This window comes from Clostridium sp. ATCC 25772 (assembly GCF_001573875.1).
Lineage (GTDB): Bacteria > Bacillota > Clostridia > Clostridiales > Clostridiaceae > Clostridium_J > Clostridium_J senegalense.
Window position 1 is genome coordinate 1 of sequence record NZ_LFRG01000003.1, and the last position, 24,579, is coordinate 24,579.

The 24,579-nt window shown below is 26.7% G+C and carries 22 protein-coding genes and 1 other annotated feature; of the genes, 11 read left to right on the forward strand and 11 right to left on the reverse strand.

All coding sequences use genetic code 11. The annotated features are described in order from the left end of the window. The first annotated feature begins 478 nt into the window (after window positions 1-478). On the forward strand, window positions 479-2,425 hold the full coding sequence (locus tag AZI32_RS01195; RefSeq protein ID WP_061994100.1) for a YgiQ family radical SAM protein: 1,947 nt from the start codon (window positions 479-481) through the stop codon (window positions 2,423-2,425). A 25-nt stretch (window positions 2,426-2,450) separates the two neighbouring features. Here AZI32_RS01195 and AZI32_RS01200 read toward each other — a convergent pair whose 3' ends face one another. Both AZI32_RS01200 and AZI32_RS01205 read right to left on the reverse strand, forming a co-directional pair. Next, a complete protein-coding gene (locus tag AZI32_RS01200; RefSeq protein WP_061994101.1) occupies window positions 2,451-3,107 on the reverse strand; it encodes a hypothetical protein in 657 nt (218 codons plus the stop codon). A gap of 245 nt (window positions 3,108-3,352) precedes the next feature. Next, a complete protein-coding gene (locus AZI32_RS01205; protein WP_061994102.1) occupies window positions 3,353-4,246 on the reverse strand; it encodes a YegS/Rv2252/BmrU family lipid kinase in 894 nt (297 codons plus the stop codon). Between the two features lie 288 nt (window positions 4,247-4,534). Between AZI32_RS01205 and pssA the strand changes: the two genes are divergently transcribed. Then, window positions 4,535-5,050, forward strand: coding sequence for a CDP-diacylglycerol--serine O-phosphatidyltransferase (gene pssA / locus AZI32_RS01210; protein WP_061994103.1), 516 nt, complete (start codon window positions 4,535-4,537; stop codon window positions 5,048-5,050). 134 nt (window positions 5,051-5,184) lie between these two features. Here pssA and AZI32_RS01215 read toward each other — a convergent pair whose 3' ends face one another. The 5 genes from AZI32_RS01215 to AZI32_RS01235 form a co-directional block, all read right to left on the reverse strand. After that, a complete protein-coding gene (locus AZI32_RS01215) occupies window positions 5,185-5,514 on the reverse strand; it encodes a hypothetical protein (RefSeq protein WP_061994104.1) in 330 nt (109 codons plus the stop codon). A 211-nt stretch (window positions 5,515-5,725) separates the two neighbouring features. Continuing rightward, window positions 5,726-6,814: a calcium/proton exchanger gene (gene cax, locus AZI32_RS01220; protein WP_061994105.1), complete on the reverse strand. Its 1,089-nt coding sequence runs from the start codon at window positions 6,812-6,814 to the stop codon at window positions 5,726-5,728. Between the two features lie 679 nt (window positions 6,815-7,493). Further along, a complete protein-coding gene (gene sdaAA, locus AZI32_RS01225) occupies window positions 7,494-8,372 on the reverse strand; it encodes an L-serine ammonia-lyase, iron-sulfur-dependent, subunit alpha (RefSeq protein WP_010294302.1) in 879 nt (292 codons plus the stop codon). Window positions 8,373-8,375: 3 nt separating this feature from the next. Continuing rightward, entirely contained in the window at window positions 8,376-9,059 is a 684-nt protein-coding gene (gene sdaAB / locus AZI32_RS01230) for an L-serine ammonia-lyase, iron-sulfur-dependent subunit beta (RefSeq protein WP_061994106.1), read from the reverse strand. A 212-nt stretch (window positions 9,060-9,271) separates the two neighbouring features. Then, on the reverse strand, window positions 9,272-10,930 hold the full coding sequence (locus AZI32_RS01235) for a nucleoside kinase (protein ID WP_061994107.1): 1,659 nt from the start codon (window positions 10,928-10,930) through the stop codon (window positions 9,272-9,274). 507 nt (window positions 10,931-11,437) lie between these two features. On the opposite strand from AZI32_RS01235, the gene AZI32_RS01240 reads away from it, so the two are divergent. From AZI32_RS01240 to fba, 3 genes are all read left to right on the forward strand, one after another. Then, the gene (locus tag AZI32_RS01240) at window positions 11,438-12,193 is read left to right on the forward strand and encodes a DUF421 domain-containing protein (RefSeq protein ID WP_242865245.1); all 756 of its coding nucleotides are present in this window, start codon (window positions 11,438-11,440) and stop codon (window positions 12,191-12,193) included. Between the two features lie 28 nt (window positions 12,194-12,221). Continuing rightward, a complete protein-coding gene (locus tag AZI32_RS01245; RefSeq protein WP_061994108.1) occupies window positions 12,222-12,602 on the forward strand; it encodes a DUF4363 family protein in 381 nt (126 codons plus the stop codon). 253 nt (window positions 12,603-12,855) lie between these two features. Beyond that, window positions 12,856-13,803: a class II fructose-1,6-bisphosphate aldolase gene (fba, locus tag AZI32_RS01250; protein ID WP_061994109.1), complete on the forward strand. Its 948-nt coding sequence runs from the start codon at window positions 12,856-12,858 to the stop codon at window positions 13,801-13,803. 178 nt (window positions 13,804-13,981) lie between these two features. On the opposite strand, the gene AZI32_RS01255 is transcribed toward fba, so the two are convergent. Continuing rightward, window positions 13,982-14,242: a hypothetical protein gene (locus AZI32_RS01255; RefSeq protein ID WP_061994110.1), complete on the reverse strand. Its 261-nt coding sequence runs from the start codon at window positions 14,240-14,242 to the stop codon at window positions 13,982-13,984. Window positions 14,243-14,463: 221 nt separating this feature from the next. On the opposite strand from AZI32_RS01255, the gene AZI32_RS01260 reads away from it, so the two are divergent. Both AZI32_RS01260 and AZI32_RS01265 read left to right on the forward strand, forming a co-directional pair. Then, the gene (locus tag AZI32_RS01260) at window positions 14,464-15,498 is read left to right on the forward strand and encodes a nucleoid-associated protein (RefSeq protein WP_061994111.1); all 1,035 of its coding nucleotides are present in this window, start codon (window positions 14,464-14,466) and stop codon (window positions 15,496-15,498) included. 197 nt (window positions 15,499-15,695) lie between these two features. Then, the gene (locus AZI32_RS01265) at window positions 15,696-15,929 is read left to right on the forward strand and encodes a hypothetical protein (protein WP_061994112.1); all 234 of its coding nucleotides are present in this window, start codon (window positions 15,696-15,698) and stop codon (window positions 15,927-15,929) included. An 85-nt stretch (window positions 15,930-16,014) separates the two neighbouring features. Here the strand turns inward: AZI32_RS01265 and AZI32_RS01270 are convergent, their stop codons facing one another. Further along, the gene (locus AZI32_RS01270; protein ID WP_061994113.1) at window positions 16,015-17,478 is read right to left on the reverse strand and encodes a methyl-accepting chemotaxis protein; all 1,464 of its coding nucleotides are present in this window, start codon (window positions 17,476-17,478) and stop codon (window positions 16,015-16,017) included. Between the two features lie 439 nt (window positions 17,479-17,917). Here AZI32_RS01270 and AZI32_RS01275 point away from each other — a divergent pair, with 439 nt between their 5' ends. The 4 genes from AZI32_RS01275 (at window position 17,918) to AZI32_RS01290 (ending at window position 20,713) form a co-directional block, all read left to right on the forward strand. Then, entirely contained in the window at window positions 17,918-18,466 is a 549-nt protein-coding gene (locus AZI32_RS01275; protein ID WP_061994114.1) for a CYTH domain-containing protein, read from the forward strand. Beyond that, window positions 18,466-19,329, forward strand: a complete 864-nt coding sequence (locus AZI32_RS01280) for a DUF5685 family protein (RefSeq protein WP_061994115.1) — start codon at window positions 18,466-18,468, stop codon at window positions 19,327-19,329. The genes AZI32_RS01275 and AZI32_RS01280 overlap by 1 nt, the downstream gene beginning before the upstream one ends. 109 nt (window positions 19,330-19,438) lie before the next feature. Beyond that, window positions 19,439-20,059, forward strand: a complete 621-nt coding sequence (locus AZI32_RS01285; protein ID WP_061994116.1) for a J domain-containing protein — start codon at window positions 19,439-19,441, stop codon at window positions 20,057-20,059. Window positions 20,060-20,182: 123 nt separating this feature from the next. Continuing rightward, window positions 20,183-20,713: a hypothetical protein gene (locus AZI32_RS01290; RefSeq protein WP_061994117.1), complete on the forward strand. Its 531-nt coding sequence runs from the start codon at window positions 20,183-20,185 to the stop codon at window positions 20,711-20,713. A 63-nt stretch (window positions 20,714-20,776) separates the two neighbouring features. Here AZI32_RS01290 and leuS read toward each other — a convergent pair whose 3' ends face one another. Further along, complete coding sequence (leuS, locus tag AZI32_RS01295; protein ID WP_061994118.1) at window positions 20,777-23,212, reverse strand: leucine--tRNA ligase; 2,436 nt, start codon at window positions 23,210-23,212, stop codon at window positions 20,777-20,779. A 71-nt stretch (window positions 23,213-23,283) separates the two neighbouring features. Next, window positions 23,284-23,483: a binding site (T-box leader), on the reverse strand. A 66-nt stretch (window positions 23,484-23,549) separates the two neighbouring features. Further along, window positions 23,550-24,344 carry a GTP pyrophosphokinase family protein gene (locus AZI32_RS01300; RefSeq protein ID WP_061994119.1) on the reverse strand — a complete coding sequence of 265 codons (795 nt, stop codon included), beginning with the start codon at window positions 24,342-24,344 and terminating at the stop codon, window positions 23,550-23,552. Window positions 24,345-24,579: the final 235 nt, after the last annotated feature.

The following is a 24,579-nucleotide window of genomic DNA, read 5'->3' on the forward strand; positions in this document are numbered from 1 at the left end:
AACCTTCGCACATTAAACTCATATAAAATTTAAAGATAATAGAAGCATAATTGAGTATTTCAATTAAAAAGAGAGAATTATGAATTATGAATTATGAATTTAGGATGAAAGTGGCAACCACTTTCTAAAAATGATTTTAAAAAATCTATCAATATAATTTGCTTTGCAAATTTATAAAAAGGTACGTTGAGAATTACTAGGAACGAAGTGAGTAGCAATAACCACAACTGTTCACTATTCACTCTTAACTTTTAACTAAAATAATTTGTTAGTTATTGATAAAACATTAATTTGAATTTTCTCATTTGATAAATGAATAAGTTTAAGATTTAATTTGGAACCCTATTGTAATATTTTCTAAAGTACCGAACTAAAAATTAGAATTTATATAAATACATATGAAATAGCTTCTTTTCTTAACTATTTTAACAAACTAAATTGTTTGTACTTTTGAATTCTAATTAGATTGGAGGATTTTATGACTTTAAACAATGAATTTTTACCTATAAGTAAAGATGACATGAAAAAACGTAATATAGATCAACTAGATTTTATAATAATTACTGGGGATGCATATATAGATCACCCTTCCTTTGGTACAGCTATAATCGGAAGACTTTTAGAATCAGAAGGTTATACTGTAGGAGTTATAGCTCAACCTAACTGGAATTCCGTAGATGATTTTAAAAAATTAGGTGAACCCCGACTTGGATTTTTGATAAATTCTGGGAATATTGACTCTATGGTTAATCACTATACCGCTGCAAAGAAAAAAAGAAATGATGATTTTTACTCTCCCGGTGGGAAGTCTGGTCATAGACCTAATAGAGCTGTAATTGTTTATTCCAACAGGGCTAGAGAAGCCTATAAACATGTTCCTGTAATAATTGGTGGTATAGAAGCAAGTCTTAGAAGATTTTCTCATTATGATTATTGGGATGATAAGGTTAGAAAAAGTATTTTACTAGATTCCAAAGCGGATTTATTAATATATGGAATGGGTGAAAATCCAATAATAGAAGTTGCCAAATTTTTAAGTTATGGAAGCTCAATTGAAAGATTAACTCATGTTCGAGGAACTTGTTATGTTGCTAAAAGCATTGATAATCTTAATGATTATATAATGTTACCTTCTTTTGAAGATGTTTCAACAAACAAAAAATCTTATGCCAAAAGCTATAGACTTTATTCTAAAGAACAAGATTATGTATGGGGAAAGACTATAGTTGAACCTTGCCAAGACAAATATGTAGTTCAAAACCCACCACAAAAACCATTAAGTGAAGATGAAATGGATAAGGTTTATAATCTTCCTTACACAAGAACATATCATCCTATATACGAACCTATGGGAGGTATTCCAGCTTTAAATGAAGTTAAATTTTCTATAACAAGCCATAGAGGCTGTTTTGGAAGTTGTTCTTTTTGTGCGCTAACATATCATCAAGGAAGAGTAATACAAAACAGAAGTCAAGAATCTATAATTAAAGAAGCTAAAACACTAACTGACGATAGAGATTTTAAAGGGTATATACATGATGTTGGTGGTCCTACAGCTAACTTTAGACATAGAGCTTGTAAAAAACAAATTAAACATGGCGTTTGCAAAGATAGGCAATGTATGTTCCCTACACCTTGTAAAAATTTAATTGTAGATCATACTGAATATCTTAGCTTATTGAAAAAAGTAAGAAATCTACCTAAAGTTAAAAAAGTATTTATACGTTCTGGAATACGTTACGATTATTTAATTGAAGATAAAAACACAAAATTTTTCCATGAACTTTGTGAACATCATATAAGTGGTCAATTAAAAGTTGCTCCTGAGCATATAAGTGATAAAGTATTAGCTCAAATGGGAAAACCTAAACAAGAAGTTTATGATAAATTTAGAAAAAAATATACTGATATAAATACTAAATTAGGCAAAAAACAATTTGTTGTTCCATATTTAATGTCTAGCCATCCAGGTAGTACACTAAATGAAGCTATAGAACTTGCACAATATATCAAAACTATGGGGCACATGCCAGAACAAGTACAGGACTTTTATCCTACTCCAGGTAGTCTTTCAACTACAATATATTACACTGGCATAAATCCTATAACAGAGGAAAATGTATATGTGCCAAAGGCTCAAAAAGAGAAAAATATGCAAAGAGCACTATTGCAATTTGAAAATCCTGATAATCATAGCATTGTTAAATCTGCACTTATTAAAGCTAACAGGGAAGATTTAATTGGATTTACTCAGGATTGTATCATAGGTCCTAGACCTATCAAACGTAAGGGATATCAAGGTAAAAATAAAAATGTGGTAAAAGTTGAAAAGAGTTTTAAAACTGATAAAAACTCTAAAACTGAAAAAAGTAATAGTAAGAGATCTCATTCAAAAAAAACAACTAAAAGAGTATATAAAAAATAAAAACTGGTTCTTACCAGTTTTTGTTTTAATTTATTTTAAATTTTTTCTTAAACTTAGACAAAGAATATACTAAAGTTATTACCCAAAAGAGTTCCCCTATTAATTTCACACCAAAGAAAAAACTTCCTAATAAACTTATTAATATTGTTATTATCATGGTTAATGCTGATATAATACTAAAAGTTATTCCTATTTTATTAGAATGCTTAAAACTATATGCTTTTATTGATACAATTAAATATATTGTATTTATAATAGATAAAACTATATATAATCCATAATCCTTCTTCAATGTTATTATATACCCATAAACATCAGATATATTTGTATTTATTGGTGATTTTATTGTTACCAAAAGATAAACCCCTGTAAAAATAACTAGTAACATATAAAAATAACTTAATTTAATTTTTTCATTTCTTGATAACATATATATTGTTATAAACCCTATTATTGGTATATATATAATTTCTAAAAACATTATAGGTTTTAACATATATAAATATAACGGTCTTTCATTTATAAAAAGTACTATTAATGATATATACCTTAATAAAACTAATATAAGTGCACATAACGTTATATATTTTATCTTTTTAGGTGCATAACATAAAGATGTTGTTATTCCTTCATAAACCAATAAAATCATAACAAATAATAATCCTAAATAAATATAATCCATTTTATCCCCCCCTAACCATAAATCACATTCATCTTTATAGAAAATATATCTAACTTCTTATTATATTTTTCTTAATCAATAACCTGATTAACTTAAAACTTTTTTAACTTTCTTTCCAATTAAAATTCTTTAATAAATTATATTGAAATTGATATTTACTTATGACAATTTATAGGGTTCTAATAGGTTTTTTTATTTTAAAATAAAAACATCTCAAAATTAATTAGTAATTTTGAGATGTTTTTCTATATTTCATAAACATAACCTAGTACTTTAATTGCTTTTTTTTCACAAGTTATTCTTAGTGGAAATTGTGGACCTGGCTCACCATCTATATCTGTAGCTATATCTTCTTCACAATGTACTGTTAATTCATCTGTTTTAAAACACATTACTCCATCCATTTCGTATATACCCCTTTTTTTAAGCATAATAAGCAAATTATTTAATGCATTTTTCATTATATCGCTTTTTATTATAATTACATCTAAAAGGCCATCATCAGCTTCTGAAGATTGTGCTAATCGTAAATTTCCTGCGGTCTTACCATTAAATATAAGCATTAAATACATTGTTCCATCAAAAGTAACATTTGACGACTCAACTTTTACACCTAATTTTCTTATATTAGGTATTTCCTCTAATCCCTTTATATAATAAGCCATCTTTCCCATAGTATTTTTCAAATGTAAATCAGTCTTTTGTGACACATCCGTAAAAATCCCTGTACTTGCTACATTAACAAAATACTTTTCATTTACTTTTCCTAAATCTAAATACTTTTCTTTACTATTTAATATTTGATGTAATGATTTTTCAACATCTTCTGGCATTCCTACAATATTTTTTGCAAAATCATTAGCTGTTCCAACTGGTAACACACCTATTGGTAAATCGATATCTCTTTTTTTTATTTGATTTACTACAGAATCTATAGTTCCATCCCCACCAGCTATTAATATATACTCAAAACTTTCATCTATATTAGCAAAAGCTTGAGAGATAGGTTCTTCCCTTTCTATTCTATATGGCTCAACGACAAATCCATATTGTTGATGTATCCTAATAACTGTATCCAATTCTTCCAATATAGAATTTTCACCAGAATAAGGATTATAAATAAACTTCACTTTTTTCATAATATCCTCCTCTAAGCCATTTTCAGTTTTCTATTTTTATGTACATTACATTTATTTTAATTTATAAGCATTAGTTTTTTCTAAATTCAAATAATTTATCACGGTATAATTTTAACCTTTACTAATACTTTTCTCAAGGGTATTACAAAATTTTAAATTTTTTATTTTTAATTTAAAATCTTATTATATATAAATTTAAATTTATTTATAGTATAATAGTCCTTGCTATAATATTTTTAATAGACTTTTTTCTACATTAAAAATCAATTCAATTTGAGAGGTGATTTTATGCAAAAATCGTTCATACCAAACAGTCTTACATTTGGCAACTTGATTTGTGGTGTCCTATCAATTCAATTTACTATGCAGGGTAATTTTAAAGTTGCAGCAGCACTTATATTGTTAGCTGGTGTATTTGATAGATATGATGGAACAGTGGCGAGATTTCTTGGAGTAGACAGCCCTTTAGGAAAAGAACTTGATTCTTTAGCTGACTTAGTTTCTTTTGGTGTTGCTCCTTCTTTATTAATATTTACACTATGTGGATTATCTTCATTAGGTATGATAGGTTATATTACACTAATAATATTTCCTGTTGCTGGAGCTTATAGGCTTGCTCGTTATAATACAACAGCTGCTTTTAATAATGTATTTACTGGCATACCCATTACAATAGCAGGAAGTTTTATTGCAGTATATGCTTTATTTATTGAAAACAATATACCACCAATGTCTTTTTCAGTAATATTAATGATTATTTTTTCTGGACTTATGGTTAGCAAATTACAAATAAAAAAGAGATAACATTTAAATTTAATATTAAACATATAAATTTGATGTAGATTAAAAAAGTTTACATATTTCAATCTAATAATCAAATATACCTTAAAAAGCATGATTTTAATAAAATCATGCCTTTTTTATAATTTTATGTATTTCTATTCAGTTCTTTTTAGTTGATTTTCAAGTTCTATTCCAACAAAAGTACTATTAGATATTTGTCCTATAGCATCTGATTTTGTATTCATATATCTGTTATAGCACTTAACTGTATAATCTAATGAATCTATAATATTATCTATAACTTTTCCTAATTCATTTGATCTTTTTAATGCATCTTTAACTTCAGCCTTTTTAGCAAGAGCCATATTGTTATAATCATTTGCTGAAGCTACTAATAACCTATACGCATTACTAGTAGAATTTAATAGTGTAGTTAAATTAGTTATATCTTTATAATACTCATCTATTACTCTTCTATGACTCATATCATCACCTTACTTTAGTAGTTATACTCTTAATATATTAGTAATTATAATTATTTATGATATATATTTATATATTTATCTACTTAGGCATTTTTAAATTATATTAAACCACTAGCTAATGAATAGTCACAAGTATAAAGTGAATAGTTGTTAGTGAAAACTACCCACTTTATAAAAGTGTAAATTAAAATTTCATATTAAAACGCTATAATTATCCTATATAATAGTAAGCTATAGTTATAATCACATAAGTTGATGTCAGTATTACCCCTTCTATCCAATAAGTTTTACCATCTTGAAATACAAAATAAGATATAGCTAATGCTATTATAAGCATTATTATTTGGAAATTTGAAAAAACTAAAGTCATATTAAGACCCATAAAAAGTGATATAATTATTAAAAGTGGTATAACAAATAATGCTATTTGTATACTTGAACCTATTGCAGTTTCAAGACTACAGTCTATTTTATTATTTAAAGCACAAACTATACTTGTAGCATTCTCTCCAAAACTTCCAAGCAATGGTATTAAAACTATTCCTATAAATTCCTGTGATATTTTATAATTATTTACAATAATATTTACATTTAATATTAGTTTTTCACTTATAAAATAAAGTAAAACTGATATTATTAGTATTTTAATAAAAATTACAACACATTCTTTAGATATTTTTTTCTCTAATTCTTTGTTTTCTCCATCTGATGCTAAAAATAAATTTTTATGGGTATATAGAGAAAATATTAATCCAAGTATATATATGATTATTAATACCACGGACACAATAGAACTTACAATTGCTATTTGATTATCTTCTAACAAAGCATTTCCTTGAAGTGAACTTATTATTATTATTGAAGCTATAGCCACAAATAATAAATTAAAGTTAGTTCTTGCCATTGTTTTATTGAATGTTTGTTCCTTATATTTCATTCCACCACAAATTATAGAAATTCCTAATCCTAACAATAAATTTGTTATTACAGCTCCCATAAGTCCTGCTTGCGCCATAGCTACCATTCCATATCTTATGGACCACAGCCCCATCATAAGTTCTGGAAGATTTCCTACTGTAGCAGCTAACAATCCACCTTTTTTTTCACCGATATAGTAAGTTATTTTTGATGTCTCATTTCCTAACAATATAGCTAGTGGTACCATAGCACATGAATATAAAAACAAGTTTAAAATAAAAGATGATGTATTTATAAATATTAATATTATCGCTATCACAATTGACAGAATAAATTTTAGTAAACTTAAATTCTTATACATATTTCTATCCTTAGCTTCCATTGTGCCCCCCTTATTAAACTTTTTAAAAGGAACCCTATATTTTCCGTAGCTTGTACTTATTTTTTTACAGATTTCATTTTTTATAATTACTAATTTAAACTAAAAATTTTATTTTATATTTTAAAATAGGATTCTTATTTTACAGTTTAATTTAATATAGTTTTTTATTTGCATGAAAAATTCGTACCTTTTAAAGATATAGGGAAACAAGCTTGTATTTAAATTTATTCAATAACTTTAAAATATTTTTATACAAAATACAGTGTTGAACTTTAAGTGTTTCTTCGCATGTCTCACTATTTTGGGTATCCCAGTTCTTAAATAAACAATTTTTAAAGCCAACTTGGCACTCCGTACAGGAAGTTCAAACTTAAATTTATTCATCAAATTTTTGTTATTAGTTAAGAAAAAATACGCTGTCACCTATTAGTATGATGTTAATCTTAAATTTTCTCATTTGATAAATGCATAAATTTAAAATTCATCTTAGAACCCTATATAAATTAAAAGTTTAACTTAAAATATTATATTATTTTCTTGATACTGTTAATTTTATAACATAGATTTCAATATTATAGATATTATTCTATTAATAAACTATTCAATATTTGACAAAATGACACAAAAAAAACTCTATTAGCAATTGCTAATAGAGTTTTTCACTTTAAATTATGTACTACTAATCTTCTTTTAAAGCTTTCTTTCTTAATTTTAATCCACATGGAGTTACTGCAAGTCCGCCTAATGCGGTTTCTCTTAATGCAGCTGGCATTTCTCTTCCAATTTTGTACATTGCAGCTATACAATCATCAAATGGAATTTTACTTTCTACTCCAGCCATTGCAAGTTCTGCAGTTGTTAAAGCACTTACTGCTCCCGCAATGTTTCTTTTTGCGCATGGAATTTCAACTAACCCTGCTATTGGGTCACAAACTAAACCTTCTACATTTTTAATAACTATTGCAGCAGCATCAAATGCCATTTTTGGAGTTCCACCCATCATTTCAACAACTGCTGCTGCAGCCATTGACGCTGCACTTCCACATTCAGCTTGACATCCACCTTCTGCTCCAGCTAATGTAGCATTTTTAGCTATTAATACACCTACGCCTGATGCAGAGTATAAAGCCATTATTATATCTTCATCTGATTTATTCAATTTTTCTGCAGCTGTTAACACAACTCCAGGAACTATACCACAACTTCCAGCTGTAGGTGCCGCAACTATTTTTCCCATAGCCGCATTTATTTCTGATGTAGATAATGCTCTAGCCATAGCCTTAACCATAACATCTCCACATAAAGTTTCATTGTTTTCTAAATATTTTTTAATTTTAACAGCATCTCCACCGATTAATCCACTAACAGATATAACTTCTCTATCCATAGCTTCTTGTGCTGCTTTTTTCATTACTTCTAAATTGTTAGCCATTTTTTTCATTGCTTCTTCACGACTAACACCAGTAAATTCTATTTCTTGTCTTATAGTGTACTCAGCAATACTAATATTTTCTTTTTCACAAATTTCTATTACTTCTAATGCAGTATTTACAAACATGGTTTATTCTCCTTCCTTAGGTGGTACTATTTGGTCGACACTAGTTATACCTTCAATAGCTTTTATACTATCTATTATCTTGTTATCAATTATATGATCTACTTCAACAACCATAGCAGCTGCTAATCCTTTAATTTTTCTATAAACATTCATTGATGCAATGCTTATTTCTTCTCTGTAAAGTATAGTTGTCACTTTATAAATCATACCTGGTGTATCTGTGTGATTTATTATAAGTGTTGGATATTCCCCAGTAAATCTTAAGCTTTGTCCTTCAACTTCAAATATCTCTATATTTCCACCACCGATAGATGATCCTACAACAGTAACATCATTCCCTTTATCTGTGGTTAATATAAATTTAACAGTGTTTGGATGAACATCTTCACCTAAATCTACTTCCTCGAAAGTATACTCTAAGCCTTTTTCTTTAGCTATCTCCATAGATGTTCTTAATCTCTCATCTTTTGGATCCATACCTAATATTCCAGCTACTAAAGCCTTATCTGTTCCGTGACCCTTGTAAGTTTTTGCAAAAGAACCATGTAGTAAAAATCTAACTTTTTTTATATTTTCTCCACCTATTTTTGCTGCAATCTTTGCAAGTCTAGCCGCACCTGCAGTGTGCGAACTAGATGGTCCTATCATTATAGGTCCTAAAATGTCAAAAGCACTATAATTCTTCATATATTTCCTCCTACATTGCTTTGTGGTAATAAATTTATAATAAATTCCTTGTTTTTAGTTAAAACATAGAAATTTGTATCGTTTTTTTATTTTTTGACTATTCAATAGTTTAAAACTTAACAATTCATCTTTCAAGAATATTGTAATACTTTTTAATTTAATTTACAAAGGAAATGCAAGGAAAAACACCGTGCATCTCCTTAAATCACATTTTAATATTGATAAAAACAACTACCTCCTATAAATTCTCTTATAATGGAATTATTAGGAACTAATTTCTCATCAATATCCTTGAAAAAATTTAAAAAGCTTATTAATCTTTTAGCCTCATAGTATACACTACTATTACTATCTATTTGTAAAAGTTGTTCTAATGCATATTTTTTTAATACGGCTAATTCATACATAAGTGAAGAATTAAACATAATATCTGCATCTTCTTGAAATACAAATATATTTTTTTCTTCTCCTCTTCTTATTGATGGCCACATTTTTAAAGTTCGTTCAGCATCGCAACCTCGTGATAAATAATCTCTAACTATTCGTCTTATTATTCTCATATCCGTTGTTGCTATTCTATTATGGTCATCTAAATTAAGTTGTGTCAATGGGCTAATGTAAATTTTAAATTTTCTTTCTTTTTCAATTGAAGTGGTTAAGAGTTCGTTTAAACCATGTATGCCTTCGACAATTAAAACTCCGTCTTCGGGAAGTTTCATTTTATTACCTATCCATTCTCTTTTTCCTGTTTTAAAATTAAAATTTTGTATCTCAATTTCACATCCATTTAATAACATTTTTATATGATCATTAAACAAACTTAAATCTAATGCATAAATTGATTCAAAGTCGTATTCTCCATATTCATCTAAAGGTGTTTGTTCTCTATTTACAAAATAATCATCTAGTGATATAGGAACAGGTTTCACACCATTCACTTCCAATTGAATTCCTAATCTTTTAGCAAAAGTTGTTTTACCAGAAGAAGATGGCCCTGCAATTAACACAATATTTGTTCTCTTATTCTTGCAAATTTCATCTGCAATTTTTCCAATTTTTTTTTCTTGATACGCTTCGCAAATTCTTATTAAATTTACTATATCCCCTTTTTGGATAACTTCATTTAATGTACCACAATTTCCAACTCCTACTAATTTTGCCCATTTTTCTGTTTCATAAAACATATTAGACAACTGTCTATAGTTTTTAAAATATGGAATTTCAAACGTTTTCTCATCTATTGGAAAGCGTAATATAAACCCAGGGTCATAATACATTAAATCAAATTTTTTTAATGCACCTGTGGAGAAGGCCATAGGTCCATAAAAATAATCATATCGTCCATCTAATTCATATAATTTGACAGTCTCTTGATTTATGCTCTTTAAAAGTTTTATTTTATCATCCATATTATAGGTTTTAAAAATATTTAGTGCTTTTTCCTTGCCTACAGAAATTTTTTTTATAGGAATATCCCTTTCTATTAGCTCCTTCATTCTGTTTTTTATCAAATATATATCATCAATATTAAGTTCTGTTTTTTTATGAATCTCTCCAAAAATACCTTTACTTAATGAATGTTCTATTGTTATTTTACTATCTTTAAAAATATCTAGAGTAGCTTTTATTAACACAAATTGAAGTGTTCTTATATAAGTCATCATCCCCATCTTATCTTCTATTCCTATAATATTAAAGTCTCCACTTGTCATAATTTCACTTGAAAGCTCCAGCTTTTCATTATTTACACTACATAATACTATAGGAGTTTCTAAATCTAAATTATATTGCCTTACTATTTCTTGACCTGTAATCCCCTCATTAAACTCTTCTATATAACTATCTAAAATTTTCAATTTAATTTTTTTCATGTACACCACCCCAAACTTCCTCTATAAAATCTAAAATGTAAACTTAAATTAACTCAAATTTTATAAATAGATATTACTATTATATTGAAGCTAATATTTTTTGCATCTACTTTTTTATTAATTAATATTATTTTAACCTATATTTTTTTCTTCATAACTCTTTTAAATGAATACAATGTTTTTTTAATTTTAAAGTAATATTTTTGTTTTTTAAACACACAATATTATTAGCTATGTCCTTAATATAAATATTATCACTAAATGTATTGTTTTTTAACTATGTAGTTATATAGGAATCTAATGTTATATTTAAGTTTATTCATCAAATCTCTGTTATCGGTTGATAAAAATAAGTACAACTTTAGTTATTTAAAATTTTTCAAACCCAATATTGGAAAATCCAAATAATAATAATTAATATAAGAAGGGAGGCAGTTATTAAAATTGATTATCTCGTTAATAAGAACAATAATACTTTACTTCTTTTTACTTTTCATGATGAGAATTATGGGGAAAAGACAATTAGGTCAACTAGAGCCTTTTGATTTAGTTACAGCTCTTATGATTTCTGAATTAGGGGTTTTGCCTATGGAAGACAATCGAATTCCTTTAACAAATTCTGTAGTTCCTATAATAACAATTGTTATGTTGCAAGTTATAACTTCTTTTTTACAACTTAAAAGTGAAAAAATTAGAAGTATTTTCAATGGTGAACCAAGTATCCTTATCAAAGATGGGAAAGTTGATATTGATGAACTAAAAAATCAAAGATTTAATTTAGATGATCTATTAGAAGAATTAAGATTAAATGGCTACTTTAATATTGCTGATATCCACTATGCGATATTAGAAACTAATGGAACTATTTCTGTTATGCCAAAGGAATGTATTGCTCCAATTACGCCTAAGCATTTAAACGTAGATATAAAAGATAAGCCTCTACCCCTAATAGTTGTAAGTGACGGAGTGATTAATAAATATAATTTATCTGAACTTCATCAAAATGAAACTTGGTTAAAAAAACAACTTAGAAAACATGACATTGATGATTATAAAAATGTTTTTATAGCTATTGTATATGATAATGATAAATTTTTCATTCAAGAAAAAACTCAAAAAGTAGATCACGATGCAACCTCTGTAGGAAAATGTAAAGACAAAAATGATACTGTTAATAATAATACTAGTATTAATGAAAGCAACCAAATTAAAAATGGATTATCACATTTTATGAAAAATAATAATAAAAAAGACAAAAAATAAATGAAAATTTTTAAAAGGGAGTAAAAAAATGAAAAAACTTATTTTACCTTTAACTATTTTTGTTATAATGCTTATAGGGATATATTATTCTACAAACTATACTATTAGTAGCTGCGAATATCTAATTGACTTAGCTACTGAAACTGAAGAATATATTGCTTTTAATCAATGGGATAATGCTTATATTAATTCTTTAAAGCTTCTAGATGATTTTGAAAAATCAATTCAATTTATATCCTTATTTTCTGATCATGAGCATTTAGATAATTTATATATTGAGACACTTAAAGCTACTCAATTTATAAATGAAAAGGATAAATCACATTCATTATCAACAATTCATGCCATTAAGGGTTTAATTGAAGCTATGAAAGATGAAGAAAAAATAACATTAAAAAATATATTTTAGATTCTATTGTTGTACTCTATTTCGTATTTATGATATATTTTTATAAATTTGTGTTATAATTTTATATTTTTTTTAATAATTAGTATAGCAAAATAACAAAATTATGTTATAATTATTTTAAGAAAATTTTGTTATTAAAATTACCATCTTAAAAGACAAAATACATATTCATAAATATAGAGTATAATAATATATTTCAAAACATATGTATATTTAGTCATATTAAAATTATATAGTGAAAGGTGGAGTTATTATGGCTTTAGTTACTACTAAAGAAATGTTTAATAAAGCATTCCAAGGAAAATATGCCATTGGTGCTTTTAATATTAATGATATGGAGATCGTACAAGGAATAGTTGACGGTTGTAAAACTAAAAATTCTGCAGTTATACTTCAAGTTTCTGGAAGTGCTTTGAAATATATGAGACCTGATTATTTAAAATCTCTAGTAGATGCAGCAGTTAAAGAAAGTAATTTAGATATTGCTTTACATTTAGACCACGGCGATTCTTTAGAGCTAGTAAAAAAATGTATAGAAGTTGGATTTACTTCAGTAATGTTTGATGGTTCTCATTATGAATATGAAGAAAACGTTAGACTTACTAGAGAAGTTGTAGACTATGCACATGCAAGAGGTGTTGTTGTTGAAGCAGAGCTTGGAAAATTAGCTGGTGTTGAAGATGAGGTTAAAGTTGCTTCTCATGAAGCTACCTATACAGACCCAGATCAAGCTGTTGATTTTGTAAAAAGAACAGGTGTAGATTCATTAGCTATTGCTATTGGAACAAGCCACGGTGCTTATAAGTTCAAAGGTGAAGCTAAGTTAGATTTTGATAGATTAGAAACTATAACAAAAAAATTAGAAAAAGATGGAATCAAAAATTTCCCTATAGTTTTACACGGTGCATCATCTGTTGATGAAAATTATGTTAAGATGTGTAATGACAATGGTGGAGAAATAAATGGAGCAAAAGGTGTTCCTGTGGAAATGCTTAGAAAGGCTTCATCTATGTCAGTATGCAAAATAAACATGGACACAGATATAAGACTTGCAATGACTGGAACTGTGAGAAAATACCTAGCAGAAAATCCTAGTCAATTCGACCCTAGAAAATATCTTGGGGAAGCAAGAAAAAATATTCAAAGTTTAGTTGAAAATAAAATAGATACTGTTTTAGGTTCTGCAAATTCTATGAATTAATTTTAATATAACTTTAATCAAAGTTATTAATAATGTTTCTTCTTAAAGTATTAGGTTCTAAATTTCCCTTACTATGAAAATACATTTAGAACCTGTACTAACTTTATTATAATTTATACTAACAAAAATATCATGGAGTTCCATGATATTTTTGTTATTTTTAAATCATATTTTAACCTTATGAGTCTGATGTGAAATCATCATTTTCTTTTCCACTACCTAATTTGCTAACATCATCTATTCCTATCATTGATTTAGTGTCTGATATAGCTTTTCTAGCTGTAGATTGTCCAAAATAGAAAGATATTATTACCGCAAATATAGTTACAAATTGCTCCCCACTTATACTGCCTTTTATGGATAAAATACAAAATGTAATTGTTAATAGTATTGATATAAATCTTTTTATTCCAAAAAAATAATTTATAATGTCTTTCATATACATCACCTAAATTTATCATTATATAATTATTGTTATGATTAATAATATGAATAAGTTACATTATCTTACTTAAATTAACTATATAATTTTCAATATAATTTGAACATTAAAACCATTTTTTTATATTCCTTATTTATTTGTTTTCTTTCTATAAAAATTGTTATAATAAATCTTAGACATAAAATATGGTTTTAATATATTTTTTAGGAGTGATTTTTTTGCAATATATAAAAGAAATTAATATAATCGAAGCTGTTATTCATGTTTTAGATAATAATAGTGATGAACCTGTTCTAAATGAATTTGCTTTAGAATTAAATGATGAAATTTATGCTTTTTTAATGAAACATATACAACGTTGCTTAAAGGATGAAGAGTTAAAATATGCTTTTTTTTCTGAAGATAGAAATATAGTAAAAGAACTTTCTCAAGAATTTTTAAATGGTGAAAACAACATTATAAATGTATCTAAAGAATTTGCAAAACAGATGTTTATGCTTATGCGCTCAAAAGGAAACATTCCATCCTGTGACTTAGTTACAGTAAGCTTTACTACAGAATACGGATTATTCATATGTATTTTTAAAATGGATTATATAAAAAATTACATGCATACAATTGAATATGTAGACAACAAAATAGGCATTGATATAATTCCTCAATTTACAGGCTTACCTTCTTCTAGTTCTAGAATACAGAAATGTGCCTTTATCAAAACTATCAATGCTGATAATGAATTTGATCTTATGATTATTGATAAACAAAGTAAAAACAAAAATGCTGAAGACTATGGCTCTAATTACTTTATTGACAATTTTTTAGGTTGTAAAGTAATTGATAATGAGCGTGACATGACTAAAAATTTCGTTAAAATCGCGGAGAAATGGACTAAAAATAATTTTAATGAAAATGCTTCAGATCAAGAAAAAGTACGAAGTCATATAAAACAATCTTTAAAAGAAGAAAATATAGACTTAAATCAATTTTCTGAAGAAGCTTTTAAAGATAATGATGAATTAAAAGAAAGTTTTAAAACTTTTGCTAAAGAACAAGGTGTTAGCGAAAAAATAACTGTAGATAAAGAATGGGTAGAAAAGAAATTAAAAAGAATCAGATTAAAAATTGATAAAGATCTTGATTTATATATTTCAGAAGAAGCTTATAGGGATTTAAATAGATTTGAAATAAAACGTAATGGTGATGGTAGCATTAATATGATCTTGAAGCATATTATGAACTATGAAGAAAAATAATTTTAAAGGTCTCCTTATGTTTTGTTATATTTTATAAAAATTAGTTAAAAATATTATTATAATATTACTCTATAGATTGTATTATAATTTTCTATAAATGAATTCGTTACAATTAAAGGATTTAATACCAAACAAATCTAATTATAGATTAAACCTTTCAAATATTTTTGATCTTAATTACAAAAGGGGGCGCTATTATGTCTAATTATAATAATGACCAAATTAAAAATATTGTATCAGGAGTTTTAAAAAGTGATAGATTTGCTGTTACTCCTGTAAACAATCAAGATTGTGATGCGTATGAAATTAATATTAAAGGTGAAAAATATGCCACATTCAAAGTTTCTAATAGTCCAATTGCTACTAACAATACTATTATTGAACAAGGCACCCTTGAAAATGGTGAAAATTGGATTTTGGAACTTAAATAATTGCCTTATAAAACTATTATTTAAGTTAAAAAGGTGTATTCAAAATTACTATAGACATTTTGAATACACCTTTTTTATTATATATTTAAAATACGGTATTTTTTTCTTTTTTTAAATCAATTGCTATATTTTTTATATCTTCCAGTTTTCCTATTATTTCAAAAGATAAATTTTCAGCTTTCTTAGCGTTATCTACAGCATTACTTTTATTCCCTCTTTCTATATTTTCTTCAACTACATGACCCATACTATGAAGTTGTTTATGTGTTTCATCTATCTTAGTCCAAATACCTAAAACTTTTTCATTTACTGGCTGCACAGAATTATAAAAATGTCCAAAGCCACATTTACTGCCATCCATTTGCAATGGGATGACTTTCATATTTTTTGCCATATCCTTAACATTATTGACCCAATTTTTATGAGCAATTATAGCTAAATCTATATTATTTATAAAATCATCATTAGAAATTTTAAATATTTCCTCACTACCTATTTCTCCACTAACCTTTGCTAATACAGAGACCTCATCTTCTATTTTTCCTAATTCCAATCCTACAGTCATTATATTTGAAGCTTTATCATCTATAATACTTGAAATGTCATTAACCCTATTCCCATCTGTAGTTATTACATCTACAGTTGCATTAATCTCCTCAACTGCTGCACTTACCTCGCTCATATTATATGTAACACTTTCTATACTAGTAACTATACTCTTTATTGCATTTTTACTCTCATCAAAAGAATTAGCTATTTTAGTTGTATAACCTTCTAGTTTCTCTATAGAATCTACAGTATTAGTAACACTTTCACTACTTTTTATTGAAGAATTCTCTATCTTATTAACAAAATCTTGAATTACTTCTAATTGATTAGTTGTGTTTTCTGATAAACTTCTTATTTCTTCTGCTACAACCGCAAATCCTCTTCCATTTTCACCTGCTCTAGCTGCCTCTATACTAGCATTTAAAGCTAACAGCTTAGTGTTATCAGCTATATTGTATATTCCATCTAATATATTTCTCATCTCATTTATTACTACAGATAAATTATCCATATTGTTTTTCATAATAGAGGAATTTTCCGTAACTTCTCCATTTACTTCTAATATCTCTTTTAAAGTACTACTACTTTTTTCTAATGTTTCATCTAAAAAGCCTGTTTTATTCATTATATTTTCTAAAGCTCCAGTATTACTAGAAACAGCAGCAGATACTTCCTCTATACTAGCTCCAGTTTCTTCTATAACAGCTGCTAAATTCTCCGAGGACTCCTTTAATCCATTTGATGTATCTTTAAGCTCTTTTGCATAATGTACCAGTTCTACATTAAAATTGCTTATTTTTGTAGATAATCCAAGTACTCCTTTAGTTAAATTTTCAATTTTTGATGCCACTTTTAATATAACTCTAAAAATTTTGCAAAGAAATTTAATTTCACTATCTTTGCTTGAATCATTCAAATTTTCAATTCCTTTTATATTTTTTTCTTTATAAAATTCTTTTAATAAGTTTAATTGTGTTTTTAATTTTGATATACCTAACATAAAACTCTATCCCCCTAAATACACTCACATAAAATTCAAAATTCGTTTTATTAGTCCATATTATTAATTAATAAATATTATTAATTAATAATTATTATAACACATTTTTACATCATAGTTAACTATTATGAAATTTTATTTTATTACTATTAACATCTTAATTTTACTTTTAAAGTTATTTATTTTAAATATTAGTATAAAATGTTATATTGTTCAAAAATAAGTTTTAATTGTCACTTAAATACCTTAATTTGAATATATAATATAATTATATATTCGTATATAATTATATTTTCATAAACATTGCTTTATACCCATATTTTGTTAAGAATAATTTTATATATAAAACTCTAAGTGTGTTATAATAATTCATATAAAAAATCTTAAAATATTTTAATATCATACTTTACCATAACTTTAATTAATAGGAGTGAACTTTATGCAAGAAATGGAATTAAGAATTATACATATAAATACTGATGATATTAGACGTAAATTAAATAACATTAATGCTATAAAAGTAAAAGAAGAAAACCAAATAAATAATATATATGATTTTAATGACAGAAGAATGTTAAATGCTAAAGGATATGCTAGAATAAGAGAAGTTAAGGATATTTTAAATAGCAGAACTCTAGCTTATATGACTACTAAAAAATTATTAAGTCAAGAAAAATATAAAATTATGGAGGAATGTGAAGTTCTTATAGATAATGGAGAAGAAGGAAAGAGAATTTTCGAATCTCTTGGTCTAGAACTTATTGAATCTATAAAAAAATATAGAGAAAGCTATAAATATAAGAATACTTTAATCGAAATAGATATAAATGATAAATCTTACTGTCCTTTTCCTTACATAGAAATAGAGTCTTCTTATGAAGATGAAATAATAGAAGTTGTTAGCTTACTTGGATATTCAATGAAGGACACTACATCTAAAACAATTTATGAAATTCTTGAAGATGATAAAGGATTAAAAGGTATATAATGTTTGGATATGTAACCCCCTGTAAAATGGAACTTAAAGTAAAAGACTACGAAAAATTTAAGGCATATTACTGTGGCTTATGTTTATCTATAAAAAATAATTTCGGTAATTTACCTCGATTTACTTTAAATTATGATATGACTTTTTTAGGAATTTTGCTTGATAGTTTAAATGATGAAAAAATTCAATTCAATCCTACTGTTTGCATTGCTCATCCTGTGAAAAAAAGATTAAAAGTTATAAATAATGATGCTCTGGATTACGCTGCCTTTTGCAACGTAGCCTTATCTTATTTTAAACTTTTAGATAATTTCCAAGATGATAATTCTAACTCTAGTAAAATATTAGCTTTGGGGTTAAAAGGATATATAAAGACAAAGGATGATAAAAAAGTTTACCTTTTAAACTATATGGAAAATAATCTTAAAAATTTATCTAAAATAGAAAATAGCTCTGATATCTTAAATATAGATGAAGTTTCTCATATTTTTGCAGATTTGACTGCAACTATAATTTGCGAATATTCTACTGATACAAATCTAAAGGATAATTTATATAATCTAGGATACAATTTAGGACGTTTTATATATTTAATAGACGGATACGATGACCTAGAAAAAGATATGTCTGAAAATAAATTCAATCCAATAAATAGAGCCTTTAATAAAGATAATCTACCTTACGATGAGTTTTCTAATTTAATAAAAGATAGAATAGAGTTTAATCTTATAATGAGCGCAGAAAGTTGTGTACGTAATTTATCAGACTTACCTATATTAAAAAATAAAGACCTTTTAGATAACATTTTAAATTTAGGATTGATGGAAAAAATAGAAAATATCAAAACACATAAAAAAAAATAATATAAAAAATTTCAAACTTATATTTTGTATAATCTATCTAATTGTAATGTATAAAAATAATTTATTTATTATTTAATTAAATGTGACTAAATTCAAGGAGTGTAATAAAATGAGAAATCCATATGAAGTTTTAGGCATTAAAGAAAATGCTACAGAAGATGAAATAAAATCTGCTTATAGAAAATTAGCTAAACAGTATCATCCTGATCAATATGGTAATAATCCATTAAGAGAACTTGCAGAAGAAAAAATGCGTGAAATTAATGAAGCCTATGACTCTTTAACTAAAAACAATGGCCATAATAGCTACAGTCAAGGTTCTTATAATAGTTCTAATTCACAAAACTACTCTAATAATGGAAATGATTTTTCACTTTACCAATCTATTAGAACAGACTTAAATTCAGGGAATATTTCTGGTGCTGAAAAAAAATTAAATTCTATAAATAATAGAACTGCAGAATGGCATTTCCTTATGGGAATGGTTAACTTAAGAAAAAATTGGTTTGATAGTGCGTATAATCTAATATCCCAAGCTTGTAGAATGGACCCTAATAATTTCGAATATCAACGTGCATTAAATGAATTATCAATGAGACAAAATTCATATAAGGGTAATTACAGAAAAACTACACATGATAGCGACGGTTGCTGCGATTTATTATGTAAATTATGGGTACTAGATACTTGTTGCGAGTGCTGTGGTGGTGACATAATAAGTTGTTGTTAATAGAGGATTAATTTTAATCTTCTTAGGCATAATCAAAGAAATAAGAAACCAAATATGCTTCAAATCTTTGGCTTCTTATTTCTTTTGATATGCCTTATCTTTATTTTTTAGGGGGTATGAATAATGACAAGTAGTAAAACTGATATCATAACTAAAGGTGGAATTTATGTTGCATTAAGTATTATTATTTTATACTTAACGGCTTTTATACCATTTAATACATTATTTATATTAGGCATAGCCTCTGCTATAATTCCTATATCTATTTTAACTATAGGCTTCAAACCTTCTATTATGGTATATATATCCGTATCTCTTCTTTCCTATTTTTTGATTCCCCAAAAATCTATATGGCTTATATATACTATATTTTTTGGAATTTATGGATTACTAAAATTTTTAATAGAAGGCATAAACAAGCTGTACTTAGAACTTATACTTAAATTTATATGTTTTAACATTTCTTGTTTATTATTTTATTACATTTCAACAACATTGTTTATTTCTAAAAATCAAATAATGGAAATTTTTAATATTAATCCATCAACAATTTTAATTTTTGTTGTTGTGTATGAAATAGGTTTTTATATATATGACTACGCCATGACCTTTTTTATAAGTTATATAAAAGATAAAATACTTAAGCATCTTTAATTTTATATAAAATGTATCATTGATTAAAGACACAATAAAAAAAGGTGGATTATCCACCTTTTTTTAATTTGCAACTATATTTACAAGTCTACCTTTTATTACTATAACTTTTCTTACAGTCTTGCCTTCAATATTTTCTTTTATTATTTCATTATTTAATGATGCTTCTTTTATTCCTTCTTCATCAAGATTTGTTGGAATATTTATCTTAGCTTTTATTTTTCCGTTTATTTGAATAGCTATTTCAACTTCATCTTTAATTAATGCATTTGCATCAAATTCTGGCCACTTTTCATTAAACACAGAGAAACTCATACCTAAAGCTTCCCATTGTTCTTCCGCAAAGTGAGGTGCAAATGGTGCTAAAAGTTTTATATAATCTACTAATGCTTCTTTTAAGAAGTTTACATTCTTAACTTTTACATTTAAGTATTTAGATAATGCATTTGTAAATTCCATCATTCTAGCTATTGCAGTGTTAAACTGCATTTTATCCCCATCTTCAGTTACATTTTTTATAGCAAAATGTCTCCAATAGTTAAGTTCTTTTTCATCTGACTCTATAACATCTTTATTATTATCTTTATTTCTAAGCTCAGCTATTGAGTGTTCTATAATTCTTTCAACTCTTTCAATGAATTTACCAATAGATTTTATCCCATCATCACTCCATGCTCCGCCTTCAGTGTATCCAAAACCAAACATTAGATACATTCTAAATACATCAGCACCAAATTCTTTTATATAATCATCTGGAGATATTGTATTCCCTTTTGACTTACTCATTTTCAATCCATCTGGTCCTAATATAAGTCCTTGGTGAGTTAAAGATTTAAACGGTTCATCAAAGTTTACATATCCCATATCTCTTAAAGCTTTAGTTATAAATCTTGCATATAATAAGTGCATGCACGCATGTTCTGGTCCACCAACATACTTGTCAACTGGCAACATTTTATTCGCTCTTTCACTATCAAAACATATTTCACCATTTTTATTATCAGTATATCTTAAATAATAGAATGAAGAACATACAAATGTATCTAACGTATCTACTTCTCTTTTTGCAGCAGCACCACAACAAGGACAAGTAGTGTTTACAAAACTTTCTGATTTAGCTAATGGTGATTTTCCGTCTGGTGCAAATTCAACATCATATGGAAGTTCAACTGGTAAATCTTTTTCTGGAACTGGAACTACTCCACATTTTTCGCAATGTATCATCGGAATAGGAGCTCCCCAATATCTTTGTCTAGAAACTAACCAATCTCTAAGTCTAAAGTTTACCTTCTTAGCTCCAAGATCTATTTTTTCAAGTTTTTTAACAATAGCTTCTTTAGCTTCATCACTACATAATCCATTAAATTCTTCACTATTAACTAATGTTCCTTTTTCTGTAAATGGAAGTTCTCCACCTTCAATAACCCTTTCTATTGATAAATTATATTTTGTTGCAAATGCAAAATCTCTTTCATCATGAGCAGGGACTGCCATTACCGCACCAGTTCCATAAGTATTTAAAACATAATCGCCAATCCAAATTGGAACTTTACGTCCATTTATTGGATTTACAGCATAAGAACCAGTAAATACTCCTGTTTTTTCTCTAGTTATAGATTGTCTTTCAATATCAGATTGTTTTTTTGCAGTCTCTTTATATTCTTCAACGGAAGCTTTAAATTCTTCTGTAGTTAATTTATCTACTAACTCATTCTCTGGTGCTAACACAACATATGTAACTCCAAATAAAGTATCAACTCTTGTAGTAAATACATCAAATTCAATGTCTTTTCCATCAACTTTAAAGGTAGCTTCCGCTCCTGTTGATTTTCCAATCCAATGTTTTTGCATAGCTTTAGTTTTTTCTGGCCAATCTAGTGTATCTATTTTTTCTAATAGCTCATCAGCATAATCAGTTATTTTTAAAAACCATTGAGTTAAGTTCTTTTTAGTAACTTCACTCTCACATCTTTCACAGAATCCATCAACAACTTGCTCATTAGCTAAAACTGTATTACAGCTAGGGCACCAGTTAACTGGAGCATTTTTTCTATAAGCAAGGCCTTTTTCATAAAGTTTTAAGAACAACCATTGCGTCCATTTATAATAATCTGGTCTACAAGTAATAACTTCATTTTCCCAGTTAAACATAGCTCCCATAGCTCTTAACTGTTTTTCCATTGTGACGATGTTTTTTTCAGTAGAATCCATTGGATGAATTCCAGTTTTTATTGCAAAGTTTTCTGCTGGAAGACCAAATGCATCAAAGCCCATTGGTTGGAACACATTATATCCTTGCATTCTTTTTAATCTAGCCCAAGAATCAACCGGTCCATAGTTAAACCAATGTCCTGCATGTAGCTGACTTCCTGAAGGATAAGAAAACATTTCTAAAACATATAGTTTCTTATCAAGATTATTGTTATCAAACTTGTAAAGTCCTGTTTCTTCCCATTTTTCTTGCCATTTTTTATCAATGTTAGTATTATAATTTCCCATTTTAAAATCCTCCTTGTTAATTAATTTGTGTAGAATAATCTATAAAAAAATAAAAAGCCTTCATCTCTAAATAAAGAGACGAAAGCTATAGTTCCGCGGTACCACTCTAATTAGGCAAAAGCCCCACTTTAATATTATAACGGTATAACCGTACTTGTTTCTCACAAGTAAGCTCATAAGCAAGTTCATATTCTTTAGTTACTACATCTCACCATATTGTAGCTCTCTTAAAACTAAAATTAATATTACTACTCCTAATCAACGCAATAGTATATATTCAATTAATAATGTATTATATCCTTAATCCTAAAAAAAGTCAACATTTTTATGTTAAAATTTATCTTTTATTATATTTATCTAAAACTTTTTTTGTTTCTTCTAATAATGCATTAAGTTCATGTATTTCTCCTACTTCCAAAAGTCTATTTAAAGACTCTGAAAATCTAGAGGCCTCTGGAATTTTCCCCAGAGAAGACAACGTAAGTATATTTTCAACTATACTAGTTACTAAACTTGATTTTACTTCAAATAACTTTTGTGCATCTTTTATCTCATCTTTTATTTCAAGCATTTGTTCATCTAATTTAAAAGCTGCATCTGCAGCGTTTTTTAATTTTCCTCTAATATCTGTTGGTATGTCATGCTTATATTTATAATTAAGTGAATGCTCTACTGTAGCCCAAAAGTTCATAGCTAATGTTCTTATTTGAAATTCTGCTAATATTTCAGTCTGTCCATCTGCCATATTAACTGGATACTTTATTATCATATGATAACTTCTATATCCACTAGTCTTAACATTAGCAACATAATCTTTTTCATATATTATTTGCATATCTCTTCTTTGTCTTATAAGTTCTACAACTTTATCTATATCATCAACAAACTGGCACATTATTCTTATACCTGCTATATCTTCCATTTCATATGCTATTCTATCTAGTGGTATATCAAATTTATTTGCCTTTTCCAATATACTTGAAACTTCTTTAACCCTTGCCGTTACAAACTCTATAGGAGAATATTCATTTTTTTTTCTTAATTCTCTTCTAATGCTTCTTAACTTTACTTTTAATTCCTCTACCGCTTGATCATAAGGTATTAAAAATTTTTTCCACTCTATTACTGCCATAAAATTCACCCTTTACATAAAAAAAACTATCAAATATGGTATTTGTACATTACTTTTTATTATATATATTTATACTAACCTTTGAGTTAACGTACATATATATAATATAATGTTATTATAGGAAAATATCAATTTATTTAAAATTCTTTTTTCTTTTTAGAAAATCATAACATATTTACAAATATTATTTGAACAAATTTTATTATATTTACATAAAAGTAACATCTATATTTTA

Excerpts from the sequence above, each read along its gene's own strand:
- AZI32_RS01280 (WP_061994115.1), top strand. The coding sequence starts at position 18,466 with ATGTTTGGATATGTAACCCCCTGTAAAATGGAACTTAAAGTAAAAGAC.
- sdaAB (WP_061994106.1), bottom strand. The coding sequence starts at position 9,059 with ATGAAGAATTATAGTGCTTTTGACATTTTAGGACCTATAATGATAGGA.
- AZI32_RS01275 (WP_061994114.1), top strand. The coding sequence starts at position 17,918 with ATGCAAGAAATGGAATTAAGAATTATACATATAAATACTGATGATATT.
- AZI32_RS01240 (WP_242865245.1), top strand. The coding sequence starts at position 11,438 with ATGGGGAAAAGACAATTAGGTCAACTAGAGCCTTTTGATTTAGTTACA.
- AZI32_RS01300 (WP_061994119.1), bottom strand. The coding sequence starts at position 24,344 with ATGGCAGTAATAGAGTGGAAAAAATTTTTAATACCTTATGATCAAGCG.
- cax (WP_061994105.1), bottom strand. The coding sequence starts at position 6,814 with ATGGAAGCTAAGGATAGAAATATGTATAAGAATTTAAGTTTACTAAAA.
- leuS (WP_061994118.1), bottom strand. The coding sequence starts at position 23,212 with ATGGGAAATTATAATACTAACATTGATAAAAAATGGCAAGAAAAATGG.
- AZI32_RS01265 (WP_061994112.1), top strand. The coding sequence starts at position 15,696 with ATGTCTAATTATAATAATGACCAAATTAAAAATATTGTATCAGGAGTT.
- AZI32_RS01195 (WP_061994100.1), top strand. The coding sequence starts at position 479 with ATGACTTTAAACAATGAATTTTTACCTATAAGTAAAGATGACATGAAA.
- AZI32_RS01285 (WP_061994116.1), top strand. The coding sequence starts at position 19,439 with ATGAGAAATCCATATGAAGTTTTAGGCATTAAAGAAAATGCTACAGAA.
- AZI32_RS01270 (WP_061994113.1), bottom strand. The coding sequence starts at position 17,478 with ATGTTAGGTATATCAAAATTAAAAACACAATTAAACTTATTAAAAGAA.
- AZI32_RS01215 (WP_061994104.1), bottom strand. The coding sequence starts at position 5,514 with ATGAGTCATAGAAGAGTAATAGATGAGTATTATAAAGATATAACTAAT.
- sdaAA (WP_010294302.1), bottom strand. The coding sequence starts at position 8,372 with ATGTTTGTAAATACTGCATTAGAAGTAATAGAAATTTGTGAAAAAGAA.
- AZI32_RS01290 (WP_061994117.1), top strand. The coding sequence starts at position 20,183 with ATGACAAGTAGTAAAACTGATATCATAACTAAAGGTGGAATTTATGTT.
- fba (WP_061994109.1), top strand. The coding sequence starts at position 12,856 with ATGGCTTTAGTTACTACTAAAGAAATGTTTAATAAAGCATTCCAAGGA.
- AZI32_RS01245 (WP_061994108.1), top strand. The coding sequence starts at position 12,222 with ATGAAAAAACTTATTTTACCTTTAACTATTTTTGTTATAATGCTTATA.
- pssA (WP_061994103.1), top strand. The coding sequence starts at position 4,535 with ATGCAAAAATCGTTCATACCAAACAGTCTTACATTTGGCAACTTGATT.
- AZI32_RS01255 (WP_061994110.1), bottom strand. The coding sequence starts at position 14,242 with ATGAAAGACATTATAAATTATTTTTTTGGAATAAAAAGATTTATATCA.
- AZI32_RS01205 (WP_061994102.1), bottom strand. The coding sequence starts at position 4,246 with ATGAAAAAAGTGAAGTTTATTTATAATCCTTATTCTGGTGAAAATTCT.
- AZI32_RS01200 (WP_061994101.1), bottom strand. The coding sequence starts at position 3,107 with ATGGATTATATTTATTTAGGATTATTATTTGTTATGATTTTATTGGTT.
- AZI32_RS01235 (WP_061994107.1), bottom strand. The coding sequence starts at position 10,930 with ATGAAAAAAATTAAATTGAAAATTTTAGATAGTTATATAGAAGAGTTT.